This window comes from Kosakonia pseudosacchari (genome assembly GCF_015167415.1).
GTDB lineage: Bacteria > Pseudomonadota > Gammaproteobacteria > Enterobacterales > Enterobacteriaceae > Kosakonia > Kosakonia pseudosacchari.
The window spans coordinates 4,580,093-4,592,187 of the sequence record NZ_CP063425.1 but is presented as its reverse complement, the minus strand read 5'-3'; the positions used below and the strand labels follow the sequence as shown (position 1 = coordinate 4,592,187).

Genomic DNA, 12,095 nt, shown 5'->3' with positions numbered 1-12,095 from the left:
TTTCATACACCAGAGGAGAGAAAAAAATGAGCACCTTTGATAAACATGATTTGAGCGGTTTCGTCGGCAAACATCTGGTTTATACCTACGATAATGGCTGGAATTACGAGATTTATGTGAAAAACGCCACGACGCTTGATTACCGGATCCACAGCGGTATCGTGGCGAACCGTTGGGTGAAAGATCAGCAGGCCTACATTGTTCGCGTTGGTGAAAGTATCTATAAAATTTCCTGGACTGAACCGACCGGCACCGATGTGAGCCTGATTGTTAACCTGGGCGATCGCCTGTTCCACGGTACTATTTTCTTCCCGCGGTGGGTTATCAATAACCCGGAAAAAACCGTCTGCTTCCAGAATGATCACATTCCGTTGATGGAATCGTATCGCGCGGCGGGCCCGGCTTATCCCACCGAAGTGATTGATGAGTTTGCGACTATTACGTTTGTGCGTGATTGCGGCGAAAATAATGATAGCGTGATTAACTGCGCCGCCAGTGAATTACCGGCCAATTTCCCGCAGAATTTGTCATAAAAAATTCACGCTGTTTAGTATATTGATCATGTAACGAATGAAATAATTAATTGCATAAATAAATTAATTTTCTCGCATTCGTTGATGTACCGTTTAAATAACTACGCTAACGCCTTTGTATACCTTACAAAGGCGTTAATTATTTCAGTTTTTTGACATTTATCACGTTAGGATTTTGCTGCTTTTATTTTTAATGGATTGTTTTTAATAGGTTATTTTAATTCTTCTTGGCTTTTCTTTAATTCCTTTCCTTAATCTTGTCCTAATATTCAATTGGTAGTATTCCCCAACTAACTGTAACGCATAATAAATGCAGAAAACGCGCATTCATTATATTTTGGTTTAACTTTCATCCGCCATTTTACTCACTAGCCGCAGCGTGTCTTTGTGGCGGTCCGTTAATGCGTCAGTGACGCCAAGGAAAAAAGATGAGTGATTTTTTACCGTTCTCACGCCCGTCAATGGGGGATGAAGAGTTCGCCGCCATACAGCAAGTGCTGGCATCTGGCTGGATCACCACAGGCCCAAAAAATCAGGCGCTTGAAGAGGCTTTTTGTACACTGACGGGCAACCGCCACGCCATCGCCGTGAGCTCGGCGACAGGCGGCATGCACGTCACTTTGATGGCGCTTGGTATTGGCGCCGGGGATGAAGTGATTACCCCGTCGCTGACCTGGGTTTCCACCCTCAATATGATTGTGCTGCTCGGCGCGACGCCCGTGATGATCGATGTTGATAAAGAGACGTTGATGGTCACGCCAGAGGCCATTGAAGCGGCTATCACGCCGCGTACCAAAGCGATTATCCCGGTGCATTACGCCGGTGCGCCGGTGGATATTGATGCCATCCGCGCGATTGGCGAGAAGCACGGTATCCCGGTAATTGAGGATGCTGCTCACGCCGCCGGAACCTACTACAAAGGCCAGCATGTCGGTTCACGCGGCACCGCTATTTTCTCCTTCCACGCCATTAAAAATATGACCTGCGCGGAAGGTGGGCTGGTGGTGACGGACGACGCACAACTGGCGAACCGCATTCGCAGCCTGAAATTCCACGGGCTGGGCGTCGATGCTTACGATCGGCAAACCCACGGCCGCGCCCCGCAGGCAGAAGTGATCTCCCCAGGGTTTAAATACAACCTCGCTGATATCAACGCGGCGATTGCGCTGGTGCAACTGGGCAAACTGCCCGCCGCGAATGCTCGCCGCCAGGAGATCGCGCAACGTTATTTGCAGGAACTGGCAGATACGCCGTTTCAGCCGCTGGCCTTGCCGTCATGGCCGCACCAGCATGCCTGGCACCTGTTTATTATTCGCGTTGATGAGCAACGTTGCGGTATCTCCCGCGCCGCATTGATGGAAACCCTGAAAGCGCAGGGCATTGGTACTGGCCTGCATTTTCGCGCGGCACATACGCAGAAGTACTACCGCGAACGCTTCCCCCTCTCTTTACCCAATACGGAGTGGAACAGTGCGCGTATCTGTTCGCTGCCGCTTTTCCCGGATATGACCCATGACGACACAACCCGCGTCATTCACGCGCTCCGCAACATTGCAGGGCGCTGATATGTTTAATTTACCGCCTGTAGAAAAAGTATCTGTGGTGATCCCGGTCTACAACGAGCAAGAGAGCTTGCCGGAGTTGATTCGCCGCACCACGGAAAGTTGCGATGTACTGGGCATTGATTACGAAATTTTGCTGGTGGATGACGGCAGTAGCGATAACTCCGCGCGGATGTTAAGTGAAGCGGCAGAGCAACCCGGCAGCCATGTTGTCGCGGTGCTGCTGAACCGTAACTACGGTCAGCACTCGGCGATTATGGCCGGATTCAGCCATGTCACCGGTGATTTGATCATCACGCTGGATGCCGATTTGCAAAACCCGCCGGAGGAGATCCCGCGTCTGGTGGCGAAAGCCAATGAGGGCTATGACGTGGTGGGCACGGTGCGGCAAAACCGCCAGGATAGCCTGTTTCGTAAAATGGCCTCACGCACCATCAACCGCCTGATCCAGCGCACCACCGGTAAAGCGATGGGTGATTACGGCTGCATGTTGCGCGCCTATCGCCGTCATATTGTCGATGCCATGCTGCACTGCCACGAACGCAGCACCTTTATCCCAATCCTCGCCAACACCTTTGCCCGCCGCGCGGTGGAGATCCCCGTGCAGCACGCGGAGCGCGAGTTTGGCGATTCCAAATATAGCTTTATGCGCCTGATTAACCTGATGTACGACCTGGTTACCTGTCTGACCACCACGCCGCTGCGCTTGCTGAGCGTGTTTGGCAGCGTGATCGCCGTGCTGGGCTTTTCGCTCGCCGTGCTGCTGGTGGTGCTGCGTCTGGCGTTTGGCCCGCAGTGGGCGGGAGAAGGGGTGTTTATGCTCTTCGCCATTCTCTTCACCTTTATCGGCGCGCAGTTTATCGGCATGGGGCTACTTGGGGAGTATATCGGGCGCATCTACAACGATGTTCGCGCACGTCCCCGCTACTTTATTCAACGTGTTGTTCGTCAGGAAAATGACGTTTCGCAAGAGGAAAAAAATCAATGAAAGCCGTTGTCTTTGCTTACCACGATATGGGATGTGTCGGTACACAAGCGTTACTGGATGCAGGTTTCGAGATTGCGGCGATTTTTACCCATCCCGACAGTGCCAATGAAAACCACTTCTTTGGTTCGGTGGCGCGTATCGCCGCTGAGCGCGGCATCCCGGTTTATGCCCCGGAGGATGTTAACCATCCGCTGTGGATTGACCGTATTCGCGACCTGAAACCGGATGTCATTTTCTCTTTCTATTACCGCAACTTGCTGTGCGACAACATTCTCAATACCGCGCGGATCGGCGCGTTTAACCTGCACGGTTCGCTGCTGCCAGCCTACCGCGGACGCGCGCCGCTGAACTGGGTGCTGGTGAACGGCGAAAGCGAAACCGGCGTCACGCTGCACCGCATGGTTTCCCGCGCGGATGCGGGCGCGATTATCGCGCAACAGCGCGTCGCCATTGCTGAGAACGATGAAGCGCTGTCGCTGCACCGTAAACTGGCGGAAGCGGCAAAAGGCATGCTGGCTAGCGTGCTGCCGACAATTAAAAACCACACCTTCAGCGAAACGGCGCAGGACGACAGCAAAGCCAGCTACTACGGTCGCCGTACGCCGGAAGATGGCCGTCTGGACTGGGAAAAACCGGCGCAAACGCTGCAAAACCTGGTGCGCGCGGTTTCTGACCCGTGGCCAGGCGCCTACAGCTTTGCTGGCACACACAAATTTATCGTCTGGAAATCCCGCGTGCGTAGCGATGTCGCCCCCGCTCGCGCAGGCACGGTGCTCTCTGTTTCGCCGCTACTGGTGGCCTGTGGCGATGGCGCGCTGGAGATCCTCACCGGTCAGATGGACAACGGCGTCTACATGCAGGGCGCGCAACTCGCGCAGTCGCTCGGCCTGGTTGCCGGTGCGCTGCTGACCAGCAAACCGGTGGTGGCGGTAAAACGCCGTACCCGCGTGTTGATCCTCGGCGTGAACGGCTTTATCGGCAACCATTTGACCGAACGTCTGCTGCGTGACGATAACTACGAGATCTTCGGCCTTGATATTGGATCGGATGCGATCAGCCGTTTCCTCGACAATCCGCGTTTCCACTTTGTTGAAGGCGATATCAGCATTCACTCCGAGTGGATCGAGTACCACATTAAGAAATGTGACGTGGTGCTGCCGCTGGTGGCGATTGCTACGCCTATCGAATACACCCGTAACCCACTGCGCGTGTTCGAGCTGGATTTCGAAGAGAACCTGAAAATCATCCGTGACTGCGTGAAGTACAACAAACGCATCATTTTCCCGTCGACGTCGGAAGTGTACGGCATGTGCACCGACAACAATTTCGACGAAGACAACTCGAATCTGGTGGTTGGGCCTATCAATAAACAGCGCTGGATTTACTCGGTATCGAAACAGTTGCTCGACCGTGTGATCTGGGCGTATGGCGACAAACACGGCCTGAAATTCACCCTGTTCCGTCCGTTTAACTGGATGGGACCGCGGCTGGATAATCTGAACGCCGCGCGTATCGGTAGCTCGCGCGCCATCACCCAGTTGATCCTCAATCTGGTGGAAGGTTCGCCGATCAAGCTGATCGAAGGCGGTAAGCAGAAACGTTGCTTTACGGATATCAGTGATGGTATCGAAGCGCTGTTCCGCATTATCGAAAATAAAGACGGGCGCTGCGACGGGCAGATCATCAACATTGGTAACCCGGATAACGAAGCGAGCATTAAAGAGCTGGCGGAGATGCTGCTGGCCAGCTTTGAAAAACACCCGCTGCGCGACCGTTTCCCGCCGTTCGCAGGTTTCCGCGAAGTGGAGAGCAGCAGCTACTATGGTAAAGGCTACCAGGATGTGGAACACCGCAAACCGAGTATCCGTAACGCCAAACGCTGCCTGCACTGGGAACCGACCGTGGATATGCGCCAGACCATTGACGAAACGCTGGATTTCTTCCTGCGTACCGTTGAACTGACGGATGAGAAATAAGCATGAAATACGTCGGCTTACGTATTGATGTCGATACCTTTCGCGGCACGCGTGACGGCGTTCCGCGCCTGCTGGAGCTACTGAAAAAGCACAACATTCAGGCGAGCTTTTTCTTCAGCGTCGGGCCGGACAACATGGGGCGCCATATCTGGCGCCTGCTTAAGCCGAAATTTCTGTGGAAGATGCTGCGCTCGCGCGCGGCATCGCTCTACGGCTGGGATATTTTACTGGCGGGCACCGCGTGGCCCGGCAGGCTTATCGGCGAAGGCAACGCGGAGGTCATCCGTAAAACCGCGCAGGCGCACGAAGTGGGGCTGCATGCCTGGGATCACCACCGCTGGCAGCGCTGGAGCGGCGTGTGGAATCAGGCTCATCTCGAAGCGGAAATTGAGCGCGGCTTACTGGCGCTGGAGCTGATTATTGGCCGGTCTGTGAGCTGTTCCGCCGTGGCGGGGTGGCGTGCCGATCAGCGAGTGGTGAAAGCCAAATCGCATTTTAACTTCCGCTATAACAGCGACTGCCGTGGCACGCAGCCGTTTCGCCCGCTTATCGCAGAGAATACCTATGCGGCTCCGCAGATCCCGGTAACGCTACCCACCTGGGATGAAGCCGTTGGCATTTCGGTGACGGCGGAGCACTACAACCGTTTCATTCTTGACGCGATGAAGCAGGATAGCGGCACGCCGGTTTATACCATTCACGCCGAGGTGGAAGGCATTATCGGCGCGGAAGGTTTTGATGAACTGCTGAGCATGGCGGCGCGCGAAGGCATCGCTTTTTGCCCGTTAAGCCAGTTGTTACCGGAATCGCTGGAGACGCTACCGCCAGGTAAAGTGGTACGCGGAGAAGTGGCTGGCCGGGAAGGCTGGCTGGGTTGCCAACAACTGTTGAGTCCTGGGTTATGAAATCCATTCACTATGGTCTGGCGCTGGTTGCGCTGTTCGCCCTCTACTATGTTGTTCCCCTGGAATATCGCCTGCTCTGGCAGCCGGATGAGACCCGTTATGCGGAGATCAGCCGTGAAATGCTCACCAGCGGCGACTGGGTTGTGCCGCATTTCCTTGGCCTGCGTTATTTTGAAAAACCCATTGCGGGTTACTGGATCAATAGCATTGCGCAGTGGCTGTTTGGTCATAATAACGTCTCCGTGCGCCTGGGCTCGGTCTTCTCGATTACCGTGTCGGCGCTGCTCGTGGGCGCGCTGGCGTGGAAAATGTGGCGCGACAAACGCACTGCCGTGCTGTCGGCGGTGATCTTCCTGACCGCTTTTCTGGTGTACGGCATTGGCACGTATGCCGTGCTCGACCCGATGATCACGCTGTGGATGACACTGGCGATGCTCAGCTTCTGGCTGGCGGCGCAGGCGAACACGTTGCGCGGTAAGTTCGGCGGCTATGTCCTGCTTGGCGTGGCGTGTGGTATGGGCGTGATGACCAAAGGTTTTCTCGCGCTGGCGGTGCCAGTGATAGGCGTGTTGCCGTGGATCATTGTGCAAAAGCGCTGGAAAGAGGTGCTGCTCTGGGGCTGGCTGGCCGTGATCTGCTGCGTACTGACGGTGCTGCCGTGGGGGCTGGCGATTGCGTCGCGCGAACCTGATTTCTGGCGTTACTTCTTCTGGGTCGAACATATCCAACGTTTTGCGCAGGATGACGCACAACACAAAGCGCCGTTCTGGTATTACATACCGTTCCTGATTTTAGGTTCTTTGCCGTGGCTGGCGCTGCTACCCGGCGCGCTGAAAACGGGCTGGCTGGCGCGTAAAGAGGGCCTCCGGGAAGCGTTTTATCTGCTGGGTTGGGTGGTGATGCCGCTGCTGTTTTTCAGTATCGCCAAAGGGAAGCTGCCCACTTACATCCTGCCCTGTTTCGCGCCGCTGGCGATATTAATGGCGCGTTATGCCATGCAGATGGCGCAAACCCATGGTCGCGTGCTGCGTGTCAATGCGTGGATCAATATCGGTTTTGGTCTGGCTGGCCTGATTGCCGCGCTGGTGGTGTCGCCGCTGGGCTTTTTGAAACACCCGGTGTGGACGCAAATTGAGGTCTACAAAGCGGCGCTGGCGGCGTTTGCTTTCCTGGCATGGGCACTGGTTGGCGTGTTTACCCTGCGTGCCAGTGCTGAACGGTGGTCATATGCGGCGCTGTGCCCGCTGGCGATTGCGTTGCTGCTGGGGATCGTGATCCCGGACAAGGTAATGGATTCCAAGCAGCCGCAGTTTTTGCTCAACTTTGTTAACGAGCCGCTGACGCCGAGCCGCTACGTGCTGGCCGATAACGTCGGGGTTGCCGCAGGTCTGGCCTGGGAGCTGAAACGCTCAGATATCATGCTGTTTGGCACGCGCGGCGAGTTAACTTACGGTATGTCGTACCCTGATGGCGAAGGGCGGTTTGTGCGCGAAGACGATTTCACCAACTGGCTGTCACAACATCGTCAGGAAGGGGTTATTTCCCTGGTGCTGCACCAGTCGAAAAAAGATGATTTTACCCGCATGCCAATACCAAAACCGGACAACGTTTATGTGCAGGGGCGTATGGTTTTTATCCAGTATTTTCCACAATGATGAGTAAGCCGCAATGACCAGTTGGCTCTGGCTCGCGCTGGCAAGCCTGCTCAGTTGCGCAGGTCAACTGTGCCAGAAGCAGGCGACGCGTCCGGTGCCGCTGGCCAGGCGCAATAAGCATCTCGGCCTGTGGCTGGGGCTCGCGCTGATGTCACTTGGTGCGGGTATGGCGTTGTGGCTGCTGGTTTTGCAGCGCATCCCTGTTGGCGTGGCGTACCCGATGTTAAGCCTTAATTTTGTCTGGGTAACGCTGGCGGCGCGTTTTCTGTGGCGTGAGCCGGTGAGCCTTCGCCATGCGTTCGGTGTGGCGCTGATTATCATTGGTATTGTATTGCTGGGGAGCTCGCTATGAAGGGGCTGCACTGGGCGTTACTCAGTGTGCTGTTGGTAAGTGGCGCACAACTGATGTTGCGTTATGCGATGGTGTCGCTGCCGCCGGTGACTTTGTCGTGGTCTTTTGTCTCGGCGCTGCTGCAACCGCAAAAAGGGACGCTTGCGCTGCTGTTTGGTCTGTTTGGCTATCTGGCATCCATGGGCTGCTGGTACTTTGCCCTGCACCGTTTGCCGCTGAGTAAGGCTTATGCTTTGCTGAGCCTGAGCTACATCCTGGTGTGGGCGGCGGCCATCTGGCTTCCCGGATGGCACGAACCGTTTTCCCTGCGCGGCGCGTTGGGTGTGCTGGTGATTGTGGCGGGCGTGCTGGTTATTTTTTTGCCCGACCGGCCCAAAGCGTAAAGTCTATCCCGGAAGGCGGCTTTTCGGTCTGCCTGGCCCCAGTAAAATTGCCAGTTTGCTGCCGCCGGTGGTGGTTTCCATCCAGATTTTACACACGCTGGTTAGCGGCACTGACAGCAGCATTCCCACCGGGCCAAGCAGCCATCCCCAAATCAACAAGGATAAAAACACCACCAGCGTCGACATCCCCAGGCGGTGGCCCATCATGCGGGGTTCCAGGATGTTGCCAAGCAACATATGCACCACAAGGAACAGGGCACCCACCAGCAAACATTCGTACGTGCCGTTAAACAGCAGCGCCTGGATCATTGGCGGGATAGCGGAGATCACCGAGCCGATATTGGGCACATAATTGAGCAGGAATGCCAGCACGCCCCACATCAGCGCGAACTGCACACCCAGCGCCACCAGACCGACCCAGACAATTAGCCCGGTCCATACGCTGAGTAATGTTTTCAGCGCCAGATAGTGAGAAACGCCTTTCAGCGCGCGGTGCAGCCCGGCGATATGAATTTGCGGGTTGTGCAGCGCAAAGCGCAGCTTATAAGGTACATGGCGCACTTCAAAGAGCATAAACACCACGGTCATCACCAGCAGGACAATACTGGCCATCGCGTTCGAGAGCTGGGTCGCCATGGTGGTAGCAAAGCCCATTAGCCGCTCTGAGTCCATCCGTTGCAGCATCCGTTCTGGTGACATATGCAAACGAAGAAACGGCATCGCATCCTGCAACTGCATAAATTTCCTGGTGAATTCGCGGTTGTACTTGGGCAGCAACGTCATGAAGTCGTTGACCGACGCGGCAAGCACGCCGAAAAGCGCGGTGAGAAAAACCAGCATCACCAGCACCACAATACTGATCGCCACCGGGCGCGAAATGCCGCGCCGGAGAAACCAGGTAACCAGCGGATTGAGAACAATCGCGAAAAAGAGCGCCAGAAGAAGCTGCACAATAATGTCGGCCGCAGCATGAATGCCGGCCAAAATGATCACCAGCGAAGCCAGCTTTAACAGAATATGTAAACCCGCCCGATCGGGTTGAGGATGTGTCATGGTTAATTCCTTTTGTCATCGGCCCGTTAAGTGTAGTGCTCCGCCGCACCTTCGCTCGCCAGAGATATTCTTAAAGTGAATGCTGCTTTCTGTTTCATCACGTGGTAATAGTGAAACACTGTTGTGAAAACCTGAGTAAAACTCCATGCCTGAACACGCCGCCGAACCGGCGCTAAGCGGATTGCGCCTCAATCTGCGGATTTTGTCCGTCGTTATGTTTAACTTCGCCAGTTATCTCACCATTGGCCTGCCGCTGGCGGTGCTTCCCGGCTATGTTCATGATGTGATGGGCTATAGCGCGTTTTGGGCCGGTCTGGTGATTAGCCTGCAATACTTCGCAACGCTGCTGAGCCGACCGCATGCCGGGCGCTATGCCGACCTGCTGGGGCCGAAAAAAGTGGTGATCTTCGGATTGTGCGGCGCGTTTCTCAGCGGGTTGAGCTATTTGCTGGCGGGCGTTGGCGGCAGTGTCGGCGTGTTAGGCCTGATACTGCTTTGCCTGGGGCGCATTATTTTAGGCATCGGCCAGAGTTTTGCCGGAACCGGCGCGACGCTCTGGGGCGTGGGTGTAGTCGGGTCGATACATATCGGACGGGTGATTTCGTGGAACGGTATTGCCACCTATGGCGCGATGGCCATCGGCGCGCCGCTCGGTGTGGTCTGTTATCAGTACGGCGGGCTGCATGGACTTTCGCTGACCATAATGGGTGTGGCGCTACTGGCAATAGTACTGGCGCTGCCGCGTGCGGCGGTGAAAGCCAGCAAAGGTAAACCGCTGCCGTTTCGTGCCGTTTTGGGGCGCGTCTGGCTCTACGGGATGGCGCTGGCGCTGGGGTCCACCGGTTTTGGCGTCATCGCCACGTTTATTACCCTCTATTACGATGCGAAAGGCTGGGAAGATGCGGCTTTTGCGCTCACCCTTTTTAGCTGTGCCTTTGTTGGCGCGCGACTATTGTTCCCGAATGGGATTAATCGCTTTGGCGGTTTAAACGTGGCGATGCTCTGTTTTCTGGTGGAAACCGTTGGGCTGGTGCTGGTTGGCCTCGCGGTGGAACCGTGGATGGCGAAGCTCGGCGTGTTCCTTGCCGGGGCCGGTTTCTCACTGGTTTTCCCGGCGCTGGGCGTCGTAGCGGTCAAAGCGGTGCCGCAGCATAACCAGGGTTCTGCGCTGGCGACGTATACGGTGTTTATGGATTTATCGCTGGGGATAACCGGGCCGCTGGCCGGGCTGCTGATGGCGTGGGCAGGGGTTTCGGCTATCTATTTCGCCGCCGCAGGCCTGGTGGCGATTGCCTTACTGCTGGCCTGGCGGCTGAAGCACAAGCTGGTGGCTGTCGCTGAATAGTAAAAAGGGAACCTTCAGGTTCCCTTTTCATGTTTTGGGCGGGCTTATTTCACTACGATAGTGTTGATAATGTTTTCCGCCGTGGTTTGCGCCTGCTGCTGGTTGTCCGCTGGCAGCGTGACCTGGATGGTCAGCAGTTTGTCGTCAACTTTACCCAGCACCACGGAAGACCATGCTGTCTGGCCTTTGGCGGAGATAATGCTGTCGAGCTGTTGCAGTTTCTGCCCTTTCAGTTCGATGGATTTATTTGTGACCACCTGCAACTGCGGGTCGCGGCTACGCTGTTGCTCTTCCAGACGTTTTGTCAGCGCGCTTAACTCTTCTGTCGTGTTGTCGCCGACAATCACAATCACCGCTTTCTGACCGGTGGCATCGGAATAGACGTGCATATTATTGGACTGGGTGCCCAGTTTGCCACTCTGATCGGTCATATCCGCAGGCAGCGAGAAGCTGAGTTTGCCGTCGAGCAGGGTTACCGGTTGACCGTTGGTGTTGCTTTCGGCGGCAGCACCCTGAACAGGTTTTTTGCTGTCGCTGTTATCACAGGCAGCCAGCCCAACAACCAGCAGGCCGATACCGACATATTTCACCAGATTGCGCATTGACTTCTTCCTTTCAATAAACAGCCATAACGGCTCATCGGCGCATCTTATCACATCTGATAAGCCGTACCTTTAACTCGCCGGTAACGCGCTAATTTCAGATTTGTCTGCCAGTCTTTTCAGCAACATATTCAACAACACACCATACATTGGCAGGAAGAACGCGATGCTGATAAGCACTTTGAAGCTGTAATCCACCAGCGCGATTTCCGTCCAGTGCTGCGCCATAAACGCATCCGGGCTGCGCCAGAAAGCGATAAAGAAAAAGGCGAGGGTATCGCTGGCGTTACCAAATACGGTGGAGGCGGCAGGCGCCAGCCACCAGCGGCGGTTCTGGCGCAGACGATTAAAAACGTGCACGTCGAGGATTTGCCCCAGCGCGTAAGCCATAAAGCTGGCGGTGGCGATACGGGCGACAAACAAATTGAAGTGCGCCAGCGCGCCGAAACCCTGCCAGCTACCCATGTAGAACAGCGAGGAGATAACGTAAGAGGCCAGCAGCGCGGGCACCATTACCGCGAAGATAATTCGCCGTGCTAATGGCGCGCCGAAAATGCGTACGGTTAAATCTGTCGCCAGGAAGATAAACGGAAAGCTAAATGCGCCCCAGGTGGTATGGAAACCAAAGATAGAAACTGGCAGCTGCACCAGGTAGTTACTGGAGATGATCACCAACAGGTGAAAAAGCGAAAGCCAGAACAGCGCTTTCATGCGCTGTGCGTTTGAAAAGTGCGTCATATT

12 protein-coding genes are annotated in these 12,095 nt (G+C 55.4%); 9 read left to right on the top strand and 3 right to left on the bottom strand.

Features of this window, described 5'->3' with window-relative positions:
- Window positions 1–26: 26 nt before the first annotated feature.
- The 8 genes from IP581_RS21870 to arnF all read left to right on the top strand — a co-directional run bounded on the left by IP581_RS21870 (window position 27) and on the right by arnF (window position 8,354).
- Window positions 27–533 carry a phenolic acid decarboxylase gene (locus IP581_RS21870; RefSeq protein WP_086872809.1) on the top strand — a complete coding sequence of 169 codons (507 nt, stop codon included), beginning with the start codon at window positions 27–29 and terminating at the stop codon, window positions 531–533.
- A gap of 428 nt (window positions 534–961) precedes the next feature.
- Window positions 962–2,098, top strand: a complete 1,137-nt coding sequence (gene arnB / locus IP581_RS21865) for a UDP-4-amino-4-deoxy-L-arabinose aminotransferase (protein WP_193821343.1) — start codon at window positions 962–964, stop codon at window positions 2,096–2,098.
- Window position 2,099: 1 nt separating this feature from the next.
- Window positions 2,100–3,083 carry an undecaprenyl-phosphate 4-deoxy-4-formamido-L-arabinose transferase gene (arnC, locus tag IP581_RS21860; protein WP_193822738.1) on the top strand — a complete coding sequence of 328 codons (984 nt, stop codon included), beginning with the start codon at window positions 2,100–2,102 and terminating at the stop codon, window positions 3,081–3,083.
- A complete protein-coding gene (gene arnA, locus IP581_RS21855; RefSeq protein ID WP_193821342.1) occupies window positions 3,080–5,059 on the top strand; it encodes a bifunctional UDP-4-amino-4-deoxy-L-arabinose formyltransferase/UDP-glucuronic acid oxidase ArnA in 1,980 nt (659 codons plus the stop codon). Before arnC ends, arnA begins: the two co-directional genes overlap by 4 nt.
- Window positions 5,060–5,061: 2 nt before the next feature.
- Window positions 5,062–5,964 carry a 4-deoxy-4-formamido-L-arabinose-phosphoundecaprenol deformylase gene (arnD, locus tag IP581_RS21850; protein WP_086872803.1) on the top strand — a complete coding sequence of 301 codons (903 nt, stop codon included), beginning with the start codon at window positions 5,062–5,064 and terminating at the stop codon, window positions 5,962–5,964.
- Window positions 5,961–7,619, top strand: a complete 1,659-nt coding sequence (arnT, locus tag IP581_RS21845; protein WP_193821341.1) for a lipid IV(A) 4-amino-4-deoxy-L-arabinosyltransferase — start codon at window positions 5,961–5,963, stop codon at window positions 7,617–7,619. The genes arnD and arnT overlap by 4 nt, the downstream gene beginning before the upstream one ends.
- A gap of 13 nt (window positions 7,620–7,632) precedes the next feature.
- The gene (gene arnE / locus IP581_RS21840; protein ID WP_097399895.1) at window positions 7,633–7,971 is read left to right on the top strand and encodes a 4-amino-4-deoxy-L-arabinose-phosphoundecaprenol flippase subunit ArnE; all 339 of its coding nucleotides are present in this window, start codon (window positions 7,633–7,635) and stop codon (window positions 7,969–7,971) included.
- Complete coding sequence (arnF, locus tag IP581_RS21835; protein WP_097399896.1) at window positions 7,968–8,354, top strand: 4-amino-4-deoxy-L-arabinose-phosphoundecaprenol flippase subunit ArnF; 387 nt, start codon at window positions 7,968–7,970, stop codon at window positions 8,352–8,354. Before arnE ends, arnF begins: the two co-directional genes overlap by 4 nt.
- A gap of 3 nt (window positions 8,355–8,357) precedes the next feature.
- Here arnF and IP581_RS21830 read toward each other — a convergent pair whose 3' ends face one another.
- Window positions 8,358–9,407, bottom strand: a complete 1,050-nt coding sequence (locus tag IP581_RS21830) for an AI-2E family transporter (protein WP_097399897.1) — start codon at window positions 9,405–9,407, stop codon at window positions 8,358–8,360.
- 145 nt (window positions 9,408–9,552) lie between these two features.
- Here IP581_RS21830 and IP581_RS21825 point away from each other — a divergent pair, with 145 nt between their 5' ends.
- Window positions 9,553–10,752 (top strand): MFS transporter, encoded by a 1,200-nt coding sequence (locus IP581_RS21825; RefSeq protein WP_193821340.1) that lies wholly within the window; start codon window positions 9,553–9,555, stop codon window positions 10,750–10,752.
- Between the two features lie 44 nt (window positions 10,753–10,796).
- On the opposite strand, the gene IP581_RS21820 is transcribed toward IP581_RS21825, so the two are convergent.
- Window positions 10,797–11,354 carry a DcrB family lipoprotein gene (locus tag IP581_RS21820; RefSeq protein ID WP_086872792.1) on the bottom strand — a complete coding sequence of 186 codons (558 nt, stop codon included), beginning with the start codon at window positions 11,352–11,354 and terminating at the stop codon, window positions 10,797–10,799.
- A gap of 72 nt (window positions 11,355–11,426) precedes the next feature.
- Complete coding sequence (locus tag IP581_RS21815) at window positions 11,427–12,092, bottom strand: 7-cyano-7-deazaguanine/7-aminomethyl-7-deazaguanine transporter (protein ID WP_086872790.1); 666 nt, start codon at window positions 12,090–12,092, stop codon at window positions 11,427–11,429.
- Between the last annotated feature and the right edge of the window lie 3 nt (window positions 12,093–12,095).